Annotated in this window: 12 protein-coding genes; 8 read left to right on the forward strand and 4 right to left on the reverse strand. The window is 50.2% G+C overall.

The window, feature by feature from the left end:
• Nucleotides 1–38: 38 nt before the first annotated feature.
• Nucleotides 39–2,111, forward strand: a complete 2,073-nt coding sequence (locus INP78_RS11645; protein ID WP_228522852.1) for a copper-translocating P-type ATPase — start codon at nucleotides 39–41, stop codon at nucleotides 2,109–2,111.
• 303 nt (nucleotides 2,112–2,414) lie between these two features.
• On the opposite strand, the gene INP78_RS11650 is transcribed toward INP78_RS11645, so the two are convergent.
• A complete protein-coding gene (locus INP78_RS11650; protein ID WP_194742363.1) occupies nucleotides 2,415–2,831 on the reverse strand; it encodes a hypothetical protein in 417 nt (138 codons plus the stop codon).
• A 318-nt stretch (nucleotides 2,832–3,149) separates the two neighbouring features.
• Between INP78_RS11650 and INP78_RS11655 the strand changes: the two genes are divergently transcribed.
• Complete coding sequence (locus tag INP78_RS11655) at nucleotides 3,150–3,935, forward strand: ABC transporter ATP-binding protein (protein ID WP_194742364.1); 786 nt, start codon at nucleotides 3,150–3,152, stop codon at nucleotides 3,933–3,935.
• A gap of 98 nt (nucleotides 3,936–4,033) precedes the next feature.
• The gene (locus tag INP78_RS11660) at nucleotides 4,034–4,600 is read left to right on the forward strand and encodes a PEP-CTERM sorting domain-containing protein (RefSeq protein ID WP_194742365.1); all 567 of its coding nucleotides are present in this window, start codon (nucleotides 4,034–4,036) and stop codon (nucleotides 4,598–4,600) included.
• Between the two features lie 61 nt (nucleotides 4,601–4,661).
• On the opposite strand, the gene INP78_RS11665 is transcribed toward INP78_RS11660, so the two are convergent.
• On the reverse strand, nucleotides 4,662–5,765 hold the full coding sequence (locus INP78_RS11665; RefSeq protein ID WP_194742366.1) for a porin: 1,104 nt from the start codon (nucleotides 5,763–5,765) through the stop codon (nucleotides 4,662–4,664).
• A gap of 339 nt (nucleotides 5,766–6,104) precedes the next feature.
• On the opposite strand from INP78_RS11665, the gene INP78_RS11670 reads away from it, so the two are divergent.
• The 4 genes from INP78_RS11670 to INP78_RS11685 all read left to right on the forward strand — a co-directional run bounded on the left by INP78_RS11670 (nucleotide 6,105) and on the right by INP78_RS11685 (nucleotide 11,403).
• Nucleotides 6,105–7,373 carry an HlyD family secretion protein gene (locus INP78_RS11670; RefSeq protein WP_194742367.1) on the forward strand — a complete coding sequence of 423 codons (1,269 nt, stop codon included), beginning with the start codon at nucleotides 6,105–6,107 and terminating at the stop codon, nucleotides 7,371–7,373.
• Nucleotides 7,374–7,394: 21 nt separating this feature from the next.
• A complete protein-coding gene (locus INP78_RS11675; protein ID WP_194742368.1) occupies nucleotides 7,395–9,518 on the forward strand; it encodes a peptidase domain-containing ABC transporter in 2,124 nt (707 codons plus the stop codon).
• Nucleotides 9,515–10,981, forward strand: coding sequence for a TolC family protein (locus tag INP78_RS11680; RefSeq protein ID WP_194742369.1), 1,467 nt, complete (start codon nucleotides 9,515–9,517; stop codon nucleotides 10,979–10,981). The genes INP78_RS11675 and INP78_RS11680 overlap by 4 nt, the downstream gene beginning before the upstream one ends.
• A 188-nt stretch (nucleotides 10,982–11,169) precedes the next feature.
• Nucleotides 11,170–11,403: a hypothetical protein gene (locus INP78_RS11685; protein ID WP_194742370.1), complete on the forward strand. Its 234-nt coding sequence runs from the start codon at nucleotides 11,170–11,172 to the stop codon at nucleotides 11,401–11,403.
• Between the two features lie 69 nt (nucleotides 11,404–11,472).
• Here INP78_RS11685 and INP78_RS11690 read toward each other — a convergent pair whose 3' ends face one another.
• Nucleotides 11,473–11,835: a hypothetical protein gene (locus INP78_RS11690; protein WP_194742371.1), complete on the reverse strand. Its 363-nt coding sequence runs from the start codon at nucleotides 11,833–11,835 to the stop codon at nucleotides 11,473–11,475.
• Nucleotides 11,836–11,908: 73 nt separating this feature from the next.
• Nucleotides 11,909–12,862 (reverse strand): L-threonylcarbamoyladenylate synthase, encoded by a 954-nt coding sequence (locus INP78_RS11695; protein ID WP_194742372.1) that lies wholly within the window; start codon nucleotides 12,860–12,862, stop codon nucleotides 11,909–11,911.
• Nucleotides 12,863–12,965: 103 nt separating this feature from the next.
• Between INP78_RS11695 and INP78_RS11700 the strand changes: the two genes are divergently transcribed.
• Nucleotides 12,966–13,289, forward strand: a complete 324-nt coding sequence (locus tag INP78_RS11700; RefSeq protein WP_194742373.1) for a cupin domain-containing protein — start codon at nucleotides 12,966–12,968, stop codon at nucleotides 13,287–13,289.
• Nucleotides 13,290–13,543: the final 254 nt, after the last annotated feature.

The raw sequence follows: 13,543 nt of genomic DNA on the forward strand, positions 1-13,543 counted from the left end.
CACAACACAAGGAGTCGGGCACCATATATACATGCCCTATGCACTCTGAGGTACGTCAGGATTTTCCTGGGGTTTGCCCAAAATGCGGCATGACGCTGGAACCTGTGATCCCAGAATTGGAGCAGGAGGACAATACGGAGTTAGTCACATTTTCTCAGCGGTTTTGGTGGACACTGCCGTTGACAATGATTGTGACAACGTTAGCTATGTTCGGTCATCAACTTAATTTAATGGATGCTATCACTCAAACATGGATAGAGTTCATTCTTAGCCTGCCCATCGTATTGTGGGCTGGTTGGCCATTTTTATATCGTGGTGCCCTATCTATCATTAATCGTAGTCCCAACATGTGGACATTAATCGGATTAGGCACCGCTGCTGCTTTTATCTACAGTACGATTGCAACGATTATTCCAGAAGTATTCCCTAGCTCCTTCTATTCGATGGGGCGTGTATCGGTTTATTTTGAAGCCGCGTCGGTAATTATCTCACTTACGTTATTGGGCCAAATGTTGGAACTTAAGGCGCGCTCTCAAACTTCCGCAGCCATTAAATCATTATTGGGGCTTTCCCCTAAAACCGCGAAAAAGATAAATGCTGATGGGACAGAACATGAGGTAGATTTGTCTCATGTCCATGTTGGAGATATGTTACGCGTAAGACCCGGTGAGAAAGTGCCTGTAGATGGTATGGTACTTTCAGGCAGTAGCTCGATTGACGAATCCATGCTGACTGGTGAGCCTATGCCAATATCCAAGCATGTAGGCGATAAGGTGATTGGCGCCACACTGAATACTAGCGGGACTTTGGTTATCCGCTCGGAAAGAGTGGGGGCAGAAACCATGCTCTCGCAGATCGTACAGATGGTTGCACAAGCACAGCGCTCCAAAGCACCAATGCAGAGGTTAGCTGACATAGTTGCCGGATATTTCGTTGCCATGGTTGTGTGCATCTCGCTAGCGACTTTGCTTGTTTGGGGGCTCTTAGGGCCCGAGCCAAGCTGGGTTTATGGTCTGATCAATGCTGTTGCAGTTCTGATTATTGCTTGTCCATGTGCGCTCGGTCTTGCTACACCTATGTCTATCATGGTGGCTACTGGTCGTGGTGCGACAAGTGGTGTGCTATTCCGAGATGCTGCTGCTATAGAGAATATGCGCAAAGTCACAACTCTAATAGTAGATAAGACTGGCACCCTGACTGAAGGGAAACCTCGCTTTAACTTAGCACTACCCATAGATGGCTACAGTGCAGAGAAGGTTCTGCTCTATGCGGCAAGTTTGGATCAAGGTAGTGAGCATCCATTGGCAGATGCTATCGTTGCTGAGGCTAGACGACAGTCACTTACCTTACTAACTCTAGAAGATTTTGAGTCAGGCTCAGGCATTGGTGTGAAGGGAAAGATTAATGGCCAATCCGTCGCATTAGGTAATACTGCATTAATGCAAATGCTTGGCGTAGAAACATCTGCCCTAACAAGTAATTCAGAAGCATTGAGACTAGAGGGTGCAAGTGTGATGTATCTCGCTATTGATCTACAACTTGCAGGACTCATTGCCGTTTCTGATCCTATTAAACCCAGCACAGTCGAGGCTCTTACTGCGCTTAAGAAATCTGGTATTCGTGTCGTGATGGCTACTGGTGATGGAATCACTACAGCCAAATCAGTTGCGAATAAACTGGGCATTAAGGAGTTTTATGGTGAAGTGAGACCTGAAGACAAATTGAAACTTGTCACTAGTCTTCAGCTAGAGGGGCAGGTGGTTGCGATGGCAGGAGATGGTATCAATGATGCTCCGGCACTTGCCAAAGCAGATGTAGGCATTGCCATGGGTACTGGAACGGATGTCGCCATGAATAGCGCCCAGATCACTTTGGTAAAAGGTGATTTGAGAGGCATTAATGAGGCCAGATCTTTATCCGAAAGCACAATCAATAATATGAAACAAAATCTTCTTTTTGCTTTTCTCTATAATGCACTTGGAGTTCCTCTTGCAGCAGGGTTGCTCTACCCATTTACGGGTTGGTTGCTTTCGCCAATGATAGCTGCATTGGCAATGAGCCTTAGCTCTGCTTCCGTGATTGCCAATGCATTGAGGTTAAAACAATTTTGATCTTTTCATACAAGGTTAAAAGTAATATCGAAGGATCTCATCAGGACTTATAGTGTCCTTCACTTTATGAAAAATCTCCGTCAAATTTGATGGTTTTAACATGCAAAGTGGTATCGAGGTCGGCAATTATTTAAACTTCTCTGAATAGAATTGTTTAAGAGATAGCTATATAATAAATCAAGGTCACAATCTTTTCGTCCCGCACCCGGTCAGCAGAGTCGGTAAATGCCGTGTAAAGTTGTGGCCTTTATTACGTCTTGAGTTTATTAGCGGGATTTCCTGAATCAAATTAAGCACTATTAGTTACAGAAAATAGTGCTCACATACACCTGTGTACAAAGCATCTACATTGATAAAGATGAAATCTTTAGTAGGTGTTTTCTCATACTCTTTGATTACTAATACGAAGATATTTACCCCACCAGTTGCCATCGGCTCGGTTGTGATGACTTTGAATGCATCATCTCGACTGCCTGGGTCTACAACGTTGGGTTGATTAGTGAAAGCATTCTTAAGGGCGCCGTCCATGATGCCCGTTGTGCGCTGCACGGTAAATTTCTGACCCACATGCAGATCGCCAGCAAACTCTTGATCAGACCGTTTTAACTGAAAGGCAGATGGTTCTTTCTCTATCGTGCAGACATAATCTGCAGATCGACCATATGCCACAGAAGAAACTAAAAATATTACAAACCCAACACCTGCCCAGACATTTTTCATAATGGCCTCCATCTCAGGTTGAAGCATGTAGATATTAAATTTAGGTTAACACTCCAATTGATAAGGCTTAAGTACCACGATCCAACTATATTACCTTTTGAGTAATTTGATTTAAGCCAGTTATTGCTATCTACGATCTAACTTTATTTTTTACTAGTAAATTTCGAGCACGAAGAATCAAAGACTTACGGAAGTTTCACGATTCAACTTTATTACCATTACACAAGAGGCACACCGCGTCGCGGTGTGCCTCCTATGTAGTTTGATGTCGTGGGCAGTGCCAGCATATGCCCACAACATCAAATTGAGGAGGCAGCGATGTCGCAAGCACAACAACGAGATTCGATACAGGCCGCGCAGGCGAGCGAGCCGCTATTGCAATTAGACGATATTGAAGTGATCTATGAAAAGGTCATTTTTGCTATCAAGCATATATCACTGCAAGTCGGGCCGCAGTCTATCGTGGCGTTACTCGGCGCCAATGGGGCGGGCAAAAGCACCATTTTAAAAGCAATTTCTGGCCTGGCACCGGCGCAACGCGGTGAAGTCGTACAAGGGCGGATTACATATGCCGGGCAGGATATTACGCGGGCCACGCCTGGCCAGTTGGTCGCACAAGGCCTGGTGCAGGTGCTGGAGGGCCGGCATTGTTTCGGCCATTTAACTGTAGAAGAAAACCTGCTCACCGGCGCGTTTATCCGCCGCCCGTCCAGCAAGGCCCTGGCCCACAGTCTGGAGAAGGTGTATGTCTTTTTTCCACGGCTTAAATTGCTACGCAAAAACTTTGCAGGCTACACCTCAGGCGGTGAGCAGCAAATGGTCGCCATCGGCCGCGCCTTAATGGCTGATCCTCAACTGATTTTGCTCGATGAGCCTTCCATGGGCCTGGCGCCGCAGATTGTGGAAGAAATTTTTGAAATTGTGCATCAGCTACAACAAACACAGGGCCTGAGTTTTTTGCTGGCTGAACAGAATGCCACTGTCGCTTTGCGCTACGCCAACTTCGCCTATGTGCTCGAAAGCGGGCATATCACCCACCACGGCGACGCTCGCACCATTGCCAGCAGCCACGCCTTGAGCGATGCTTATTTGGGTGGCCGTTAATGCATGACCCATTCAGGTAGTTACAATTTAGCAATAAATTCTGTAACATATTTGTTGCAATTATATAAAACTAACTGTAAACACTTTGGGAGCTTGCGATGCTAAAACAACTTGCTGGTGCTTTTTCATTTATTGCAATCACGTCCTTCATGACGCCGGTGGCCATGGCTTATGACTTTGATGGTAGCGCATTGAGTAGTCCGGACTCTGTGGACTATTCATTTAATGCTGCTGCGACGGCTGCAACCGTTTCATTTGACCTGTTTGGCTACAACACGCTGGATGGGTTTCCAGATAATAATTATGAAGATTACTTCACCCTGTCAGTGAATGGCAGCGCCGTGTTTTCTGCCAGCTTTAATTTGGGAGGTGATGGTGGCGCGATTACCGTGACACAAGGTGATTCGAGTTACGTTTCGAATTATGTGTATAACGGTTTTAATAATGGTGGCTCGCTGACTATTACCTTGCCTGTGACATTGGTATTAGGTAGCAACAACCTGACTTTCAGCTACGCCAGTGCCATTCCGCAAGGCTTGGGCGATGAGGGTTGGGGTGTTAAAAACCTGTCCGTGACCACTGTACCTGAGCCGGAGTCGTATGGCTTGTTGATGGCTGGTTTAGGCCTGGTTGGATTTGCCGCCAGAAGAAAAACCAGCAAATAAGCTAGATTTATCAGCAATAAAAAAACGGCCTGTATGGCCGTTTTTTTATTGCTATATTCCCTTAGAAAAAGTGCGCCACATGGAAAATCGCTTTAATGCCGTCAATATCAGGCAAATTGTTGCGATTTTCTCTAAAGTAGAACACATCAATACGTTTGTTGCTGTCGCCGTCAATTAAATAGCCTACGCCGACATCAATGCGTTTGCGGTCTAAGCCGGTAGTGTCATTGTTAAATTCCTGGTAAATCACTTTAGGCTGGAATTTGCCGATGCCTACTTTGTCGGCAAAGGTGTAACTGCCGTTGACGAAAAAGCCTTTGGCTTCCGGCAACACGGTGTCGCCGGTGTTGTCATTGTCGTAGTTGTAATAAGATGCTTCAGCCCCCAGCACCGCGCCGTTGCTCAGTGGTTTTTCCAGACGTGCATCCAGGTTCCAGTATTTGGAATCGCCTTTATTCAAAATAGTACCGGTGCCATCTTTCTGGTAGCGATAAGAGCCGCCGACCGACAAAATAGATTTTTTGCCATCGTAGCTGGATAAGTTGTAAAAGCCTGGCTCGGTATCCCAAAAGTTGTATTGCAAGCGGGTGGCGTAAGACAGATTATCGGCCTGGTTGGAGCCGCCCTGGCGACCATTGGTGGCTGATAAGTAGTATTTAAACGCACTGCTGCTATCGGCCCCAAAAAAGACGGCGCCGTTGTCACGGCCAGCAAACTGGTAAGAGCCTTGCTCGGCAATCGGGAAGTCAAAGGTGGTTGAATACAGCGGCGCGGCAGCAGAGGCGCGGCTGGCGGCGGGCAAGAAGCGGCCTATCCAAACGTTGGCGTAGTTGTTGAGTTCAAGCCCTAAGTGACCATCTAGCAACTCTACTTTGTCGTCTGCGGTATTACGCGCAAAGTTAAATTCAAATGAGACGTTTTCGTGCAGTTTACCGTTGGTATACAAACGCGCTTCTTCAACTTCAAAATCATTCGAGCGGTCTTTGCCATTGGGCGCGGCGTCTTTGATTGAGCTGAAACTAATGCGGGAAGCAATGCCAATGTTAATAAACTGGTTATCGTTGCGCTGTATGGTGGCTTCGGCAAAGGCCTGGCTGCTGAGCAGCGCCAGGCTGGTTAATAAAGAAATACGATGCAGGCTGTGCGGGGTAGATTTGTTTTTCATGTATTCACTCTGTAATTAGTAATGGATATCAGTCGTCCTCATCGCGCGCAGGCGTGATGAGGTCACGTTCCAAGCTGTCTTATTGCAGAATGTGTGCCACAAAAATAAGTGATATAAATCAATGTGTTGGATAAATTTTCACATAGGTCCCATGCTGGCTTATCCGCAGGGTGCTGGTCGCCTGCCTTGCAATCAGCATGTGCGCTGTCAGGCGTTTGATAGTTATATTTATTAACATAAATTGACATTTAATTTGCCGGCCCTCTATAATCTGCCGGTTTGTTAATAAAAATTATCTAAAATTACCGGGTGTAATCGCCGTCACTGGTGTCTATTGTCATGGCCAATCAGCCTTTATTCCGTCACGCTGCGCTCAATGCACAAAAAAACCATTGGCTGGGCACTATCCTACTGGTGCGTCCAGTCAGTTACCTGTTCCTCACGGCCCTGGCCGTCGTCTTTGCGTTAATCGTCGGGCTGTTTATGGCCTGTGCCACCTATACCAAGCGTAGTACGGTCATGGGGCAACTGGTGCCGGAAACCGGCTTGCTGAAAGTGTATGCGCCGCAATTGGGTCTGGTGGTTGAAAAAAAGGTGCAGGAGGGGCAGCAGGTCAAACAAGGTGATGTGCTGTTTGTACTGTCCAGTGAGCGCTATTCCGATGGGCAGGGCTCGGTACAGGCCTCTATCAGTGCGCAGCACGCCCAGCAACGACAATCGCTGCGTGATGAAATCGTCAAGACCAGGGCGCAGCAGCATGATGAGCAACAAGCCTTGCAGTCACGTTTGTTGGGGATTCAGGAGGAGTTGACCCGGCTGCAGGCGCAATACAGCGCGCAGCAAACCCGCGTCAAGCTCAGCGAAGAGGCCTATCAACGCTATCAGGGCCTGCTAGAAAAAAACTATATTTCGCGCGAGCAAACCCAGCAAAAACAAGAGGACTGGATAGAGCAGTCTTCGCGTCTCGAAGCGATTTCGCGTGAGCAGGTACGCATGCAGCGTGATCTAGTGGCCAGGCAGGACGAGTTGTCCAGCGTGCGCGCTAAACATCAAAACCAGATTGCGCAGCTGGAGCGCAGTGTGTCCAGCGTCAATCAACAACTGACCGAAAGCGAAGCCAAACGGCGCCTGGTGGTGCGTGCGCCTGCCTCCGGCACGGCCACCGCCGTCGTGGCCAATGTCGGTACGGCGGTGGAAGGCAGTCGGCCGCTGGTGAGTATTGTGCCGCGTGGGGCCAGGCTGGAGGCCCATTTGTTCGCGCCCAGCCGTGCTGTTGGCTTTGTGCGCCCTGGCGTACCGGTGCGGTTACGTTACCAGGCCTATCCCTACCAGAAGTTTGGCCAGGCCACGGGGCGAGTGGTGTCGGTGTCGAGAACCGCGTTGCCCGCCAGCGAAATTTTTACCATGGGCAATCTCTCCGGCAATAATCAAAGCGGCGAGCCTTATTACCGGATTTCAGTCGTGTTAGATCAGCAAACCATCCTGGCGTATGGCGTCAAGCAGCCATTGCAGACCGGCATGTTGCTCGATGCCGACATCATGCTTGAGCGCAGGCGGCTGTATGAGTGGGTGCTGGAGCCGTTGATTAGTTTGACCGGCAAGCTGTAGTCATGCAAATGAAAGTGAGTCATGTCTTTTCTTAATCAATTGTCTTTCGGCCTGGGGCGCACGCTGCCCATTGCGCTGCAAACCGAGGCCAGCGAGTGCGGGCTGGCTTGTTTGGTCATGGTGTCCAATTACCATGGCTTTCGCACCGATCTGGCGACCATGCGTCGCTTGTTTCTGATTTCAATCAAGGGCACCACGCTCAGTCATTTGATGGGTATGGCGCAGGCGGTGGGTTTTACCACGCGCCCGGTGAAGCTGGAGCTTGAAGACCTCAAGGACTTACGCCGCCCGTGCATTCTGCACTGGAATTTCAACCATTTTGTGGTGTTGAAAGAGGTGGGCGCGCGCCATGCCGTGATTCATGACCCGGCCATGGGCATCCGTAAACTGAGTTTTGAAGAAGTGTCGGCCGCCTTTACCGGCGTGGCGTTGGAGTTGTGGCCTAACCCTGGCTTTAAGCAGGTGACCTTTAAGCAAAGCGTGAAATTACGCGACATGATGGGGCATGTCACCGGCCTCTATCGCTCCATGGGCCAGGTGTTGCTGTTAGCACTGGCGCTGGAGGTGTTTGCGCTGGTGTCGCCGTTTTATATGCAATGGGTGGTCGACCATGTGCTGGTGTCGGCAGACCGGGATTTACTAACGACGCTGGCGCTTGGCTTTGGCTTGCTGGTGTTCATGCAGCAAGCCATTAGTACCGTACGCGCCTGGGTCATCATGCATATGTCGACCACGCTCAATGTGCAGTGGCGTGCCAATTTATTTGCCCATTTGATCCGCTTGCCAGTCGATTTTTTTGAAAAGCGGCATCTGGGCGATGTGGTGTCCCGGTTTGGTGCCATCGACCAGATTCAACATACGCTGACCAGCACCTTTGTCGAAGCCATCTTGGATGGTGTGCTGACGGTGGCGACCTTGGCCATGATGTTTTTATATAGCCCGACCATGGCCTGGATTGCGATTGGTGCCATGCTGTTATATGGATTGGGCCGCTGGGCCTGGTTTAGGCCTTTGCGCAATGCCACCGAAGAGCAAATCGTGCATGCCGCCAAACAGCAAACCCACTTTATTGAAACCGTACGCGGTGTGCGTGCACTTAAATTATTTCAACGCTTAGATGAACGCCGGAATAGCTGGCTAGGCTTGTTTGTCGAGCAAGTGAATGCTGACTTACGCACGCAAAAATTGCAGGTGATGTATCGCCTGCTGAATGGCCTGTTATTTGGTGTAGAGCGCATCCTTATCGTCTGGCTAGGTGCCAAACTGGTGATGGATGGTGCATTCACCATCGGCGTATTGCTGGCTTTTATCGCCTATAAAGACCAGTTTGTGTCGCGCGTCAGTGGCTTGATTGATCGGCTGGTGGAGATGCGCATGCTGCATTTGCAAGGCGAGCGCCTGGCCGATATTGCGCTGGCCGAGCAAGAGCCTGAAGTCGTGGATACCATGAGCAAGCAGGAGCTTGAAAAGCTGCCAGCCAATATTGTGATTCAAGGCCTGCGATACCGCTATGCCGATGGCGAGCCCTGGGTGCTGGATGGTATTGACCTGGAGATTGCCGCTGGCGAGTCGGTGGCCATTGTCGGCCCTTCTGGTTGTGGTAAATCGACCCTGATGAATGTCATGCTTGGCCTGCGGCCTTTTAAAGAGGGGCAAGTGTTGGTAGGCGGGCAGCCGTTATCCAAGCTGGGTTTGTCGCATTTGCGCAATATGGTCGGCACGGTGATGCAGGACGACGCGTTATTTGCTGGCTCGATTGCCGACAATATTGCGTTTTTTGACCAGCAGGTTGAGATGGCGTGGGTGGAAGAGTGCGCGCGCAAAGCCGCGGTATACGACGACATTGCAGCCATGCCGATGGGCTTTAATACGCTGATTGGCGATATGGGCGCGGCGCTGTCTGGCGGCCAAAAGCAACGTATTCTGCTGGCGCGCGCTTTGTATAAAAAGCCAAAAATCCTCTTCCTCGACGAAGCCACCAGTCACCTTGATGTGGCTCGCGAAGCCATAGTGAACGAGGCGATACAGGCGCTGGATATGACGCGGGTGATTATCGCGCATCGGCCTGAGACTATTGCCTCGGCCAAGCGCGTCATCGTGATGGCGGCGGGCAAAGTGCATATGACGGCGGTGGCAGGCGCATGAGCGTATCCTGGCGCCAAATTGTGCCCCTATGCTGTGCCTTGAGTGGCGCGTTGCCAATCAACACCCTCGCGTTGCAATTGACGGACTTTACCGAGTTTCAGGGCCGCGTCGCTGGTAGCCCGGCTAAAGAAATGCTAACGCCAGCGGCTGACTCTGAATTGGCCCCCTGCGCTGCAGGTTTGCCGCAGCGGCCGCTGACGCTGCTTGATGTGGTGGAGCAGGCCTTATGTAACAGCCCGCGCAGCACGGAGGCCTGGTCTGTTGCCAAAGCGCAGGCAGCACAAGTGGCCGTGCAAAAATCCAATTATTTACCGCGGGTCAACGTCACGGCAGGGGCAGCCAAAGTCAGAAACCATGTCGAAAATTCCTTGTTTTCTTCGCTGGACCAGGACAATAACATTACCAACCGCACCGCCAATCTGCGTCTGAGCTGGTTGCTGGCTGACTTGGGGCAGCGCTCTGCCAAGTTGGGGCAAGCGCAGGCTTTATTAAGTGCCGCCAATGCGGCACACGATGCGACCTTGCAAGAGGTGTTTATCAACGCTGCCCAGGCGTATTTTGACAACCTGACCACGCAGGCCACCTTGACCGCTTTTGAAGATGCCGAGTCGTTGGCCAAGGAGAGCCTGGCGGCAGCGACCGCCAAGTTTCAGGCCGGTGTCGGTTTACTCACCGACCAGTTGCAGGCGCAAACCGCTTATGCACAAGCGCGGTTGGACAGAATCAAAGCCGAAGGTGAGCTAAAGAATGCACATGGGACATTGTCGGCGGCCATGGGGTTGATGGCCAACACGCCGTTTCAATTGTTAAAACGCAGCCAGTCGCTCGATCAGGGCGATTTTGTTCATCGGGTGGATGTGCTGATTCAGCAGGCCATGGAGTCGCATCCGGTGATTGTTGCTGCCAAAGCCAAAGTGCTTGCTGCCGAAGAAAACATCAAGGCCGTGCGCGCAGAAGGGTTGCCTACCTTAAATCTCAACACTGAGCTGAGTCGCTCAGACCAGATGGGTTATCAGCAACTGGCCAATTTTCCGGCCAGTAACGTCTACTCGACCTCGGTCAACATAGGCTTGCAACTGAATCTGCCCTTGTTTGAAGGGTTCTCGCGCAGCTATCAGGTGCAGTCCGCCGAAGCCGAGCGTCAAACGCGTGTGGCTGAACTCAATCGCGCCTTGCAGCAAGTGTCGCTAGAGGTCTGGAAAAGCTATCACGCGTTGATGTCTGAGCGCGAGAATCTGCGTGCAACCGATGAGCTGACGCGGCATGCGCAAGAGGCATTTAATGTGGCGCAGGGCCGCTATCAGGCAGGGGTTGGCAATATGATTGAGTTGCTGGGCGCGCAGAATGCTCTATCCGGCGCCAGGCAGCAGCATATCAAGTCGCTGGCAGCGTTGCGTGCGGCCCGATTGAAGCTATCCGCCAATATGGGCAATGTGGGGTTGTGGGCGATTGTCGAGCCCTGAAAAATTTATAATTAACTTGTTTACGCAATTGTTAATTTTAGTTAATATTGTTTTGTTGTGGTAACGTAGTGGTGCCGCAGCAACATTGTTCTTGAATCTAGATTATGGTGCGTGCTGATAAGCGGTGCAATCGTCAAGGGCTGCATGGTTTGAAGTCGTACTTTCAACACTTAAATGAGGAGAATTAAATGGCAATTCAAAGCTTGAAAAAAGTCGAAGTTGAAGCAGTTTCTGGTGGTGCAGCGTTGAACTTGGGTGGTTTGCTCGGCGGCATCCCATTATTAGGCGGTTTGCTGGGTGGCGTGACTGGCACGACCGGTGGTTTAGTGAATGGTCTGGTAGGTACTTTATCTGCTATTCCATTAGTTGGCCCTTTATTAGGTACCGTGCTTGGTTTGGTTGGCGGTTTGGTCAGCCTGTAAAAAATTCGGTTTCCCCTCCGATGAACTTGCCCTGCGTTGCAGGGCTTTTTTTGGCCTGCTTTGAAGCGGTTATTTCTTAGTTTCAACAGGTTTGCAGTTTTTAAGATGTAAATGGTCGCTGTCATCCAGCGTGGTTTGCTCACCGTTTAGGCGCAAATCCATGGTGCCGTAGTGATAAAGCTGCTTATCGCTCGCATCTCTCGCCAGGCCAATTTCATGGTCAGGCAACATGACCCAGGCTTCGTCGCCATTAGCGGATAGTTTCAGGCCAAAAGACTGATAGTTATCGCATTGGTAATGAACGGCTTCTTTACCGTAACGGGGTACTTCCTTGGAGCCTTTGTCAAACATGCTGGGAAACTCAAAGCTGGCACAGCCAATCAACAGGGCGGAAGCGACGGCGATCATCAAATGCTGATAAGTATTTTTCATTGTGTGTATCTTGTACTAAATAATAGGCGATAAAGAAATATGCAGCGTATTGTGCCAGTCATGCCTGACAGACTCAATCGTTTTGGTCGTGTGGCTGGTAAGCGGCGCGTTGCAGGCGGTCTCGTAGTGCGTCCCATGCTGGGGTGGCGGGCGGTGACTCAATCAGTATGACATCCGCCTGTGCGGCGTCCAGCGTGTGTAGGGCGGCGTAGAGTTGTTCTGCTGCCAGCGCAGGGTCATTTGGCAGGTAAACATCTTTAGTGGTGATCTGTTCGGCATCGCCAAACAGCAGCGCAGCGGCGGCTGGCCTGGTTTGGGCGTAGCGCAACATGGCGGAGGTTGACGTAAATAACAGGCAGGGCGTGCGTGGTGAGTAGTGCAGCAAATGTTGCCCAGGGACCTTGGGCGTTTGCGTCGCTTGTTGTGTTGCCGACTTACCCGCAATCGTTGCAATCGCTGCAGCCTCTATCATGCCTGGGCGCAGTAATTGCCATTCATCACCGTGCACACTGACAATGGTTGATTCTATGCCAACCTGGCAGGGCCCACCTTCCAATATAGGAATATCATCACCCAGGCCAGACGCCACATGTTCGGCGGTGGTGGGGCTTAGTTGTGTATATTTATTGGCAGAAGGCGCAGCGAGTCCCAGGCCACTGTCGTTCAACAAGGCCAGCGTCACAGGGTGGGCAGGCACGCGCAATGCCACCGTTGGTTCGCCAGCGCGTACAATCTGCGACACCTCGGCACGCGCTGGCAATACCAATGTCAGCGGTCCTGGCCAGAATGCCTGTGCCAGTTGTTGCGCCAATGGCGGAAACTCGCTTGCCCACTCCGTTACTTTCGCCGCGCTGGCAATATGCACAATCAGCGGATTGTTGGCCGGGCGCTGTTTTGTCGCATATATTTTGGCAATCGCCGATTCATTGCGCGCGTCGGCGGCCAACCCATATACGGTTTCTGTCGGGATGGCGACCACGTCACCACGCTGCAACAATTCAATTGCCTCTGCCGGGCTGATACGCATTATCTACTCTGCATTGATAAAAATTCTATTTTACTATCGAAAACCATGCGTACTAAAGCATGGCTTCCTATAAAATGCGCGCTTCAATATAAGGAGCACCAATATGCAAATTCAAGTTCAACACAATCCTGCCGAAACACAATTAAAGACGCTCGGTGTTGCCAAGTGGCCTACCTGGCAAAAAGAAGTGTCTGTGTTTGACTGGATATTTCATGAACAAGAGCAGGCATATATATTAGAAGGCGAATGTGTGGTCACCCCGTTAGGTGGCGTACCTGTAAGTTTTGGCAAGGGCGACTTTGTTGTATTTCCCGCGGGCCTTAAAGTCAGCTGGGAAGTGAAGCAGCCTTTGCATAAGCATTATCATCTGGATGGCAATGTTTTCACGCAAACATGGTTGCGAGTCAAAGCAGCTTTCAAGAAATAATCATCAATTTGTAACAAAAGTGTAAGAGTGCTGATTTGGGCTTGACCACAAAGCTCAGCGCTGTAAAATGCGCGGCTTCCTTAAACGAAACGATATGTTGAGTGAGAGGAAATGTGGTTAAGCAGGGCGAGTTAATGGTGGTTTAAAATTAAGTTTTAAATTGCTGTTGACGAAGTAAAAAACCTCTGTATAATGCGCACCTCGTTACGAAATAACGGTAACGAAAACAGCGAAAAAGCTGATGTTCTTTAAAA

The sequence above is a fragment of the Methylophilus sp. 14 genome (genome assembly GCF_015354345.1).
Taxonomy (GTDB): domain Bacteria; phylum Pseudomonadota; class Gammaproteobacteria; order Burkholderiales; family Methylophilaceae; genus Methylophilus.

What these genes read in the sequence shown, in the direction of transcription:
- INP78_RS11645 (WP_228522852.1), top strand. Translation starts at nt 39, where the DNA reads ATGCACTCTGAGGTACGTCAGGATTTTCCTGGGGTTTGCCCAAAATGC.
- INP78_RS11650 (WP_194742363.1), bottom strand. Translation starts at nt 2,831, where the DNA reads ATGAAAAATGTCTGGGCAGGTGTTGGGTTTGTAATATTTTTAGTTTCT.
- INP78_RS11655 (WP_194742364.1), top strand. Translation starts at nt 3,150, where the DNA reads ATGTCGCAAGCACAACAACGAGATTCGATACAGGCCGCGCAGGCGAGC.
- INP78_RS11660 (WP_194742365.1), top strand. Translation starts at nt 4,034, where the DNA reads ATGCTAAAACAACTTGCTGGTGCTTTTTCATTTATTGCAATCACGTCC.
- INP78_RS11665 (WP_194742366.1), bottom strand. Translation starts at nt 5,765, where the DNA reads ATGAAAAACAAATCTACCCCGCACAGCCTGCATCGTATTTCTTTATTA.
- INP78_RS11670 (WP_194742367.1), top strand. Translation starts at nt 6,105, where the DNA reads ATGGCCAATCAGCCTTTATTCCGTCACGCTGCGCTCAATGCACAAAAA.
- INP78_RS11675 (WP_194742368.1), top strand. Translation starts at nt 7,395, where the DNA reads ATGTCTTTTCTTAATCAATTGTCTTTCGGCCTGGGGCGCACGCTGCCC.
- INP78_RS11680 (WP_194742369.1), top strand. Translation starts at nt 9,515, where the DNA reads ATGAGCGTATCCTGGCGCCAAATTGTGCCCCTATGCTGTGCCTTGAGT.
- INP78_RS11685 (WP_194742370.1), top strand. Translation starts at nt 11,170, where the DNA reads ATGGCAATTCAAAGCTTGAAAAAAGTCGAAGTTGAAGCAGTTTCTGGT.
- INP78_RS11690 (WP_194742371.1), bottom strand. Translation starts at nt 11,835, where the DNA reads ATGAAAAATACTTATCAGCATTTGATGATCGCCGTCGCTTCCGCCCTG.
- INP78_RS11695 (WP_194742372.1), bottom strand. Translation starts at nt 12,862, where the DNA reads ATGCGTATCAGCCCGGCAGAGGCAATTGAATTGTTGCAGCGTGGTGAC.
- INP78_RS11700 (WP_194742373.1), top strand. Translation starts at nt 12,966, where the DNA reads ATGCAAATTCAAGTTCAACACAATCCTGCCGAAACACAATTAAAGACG.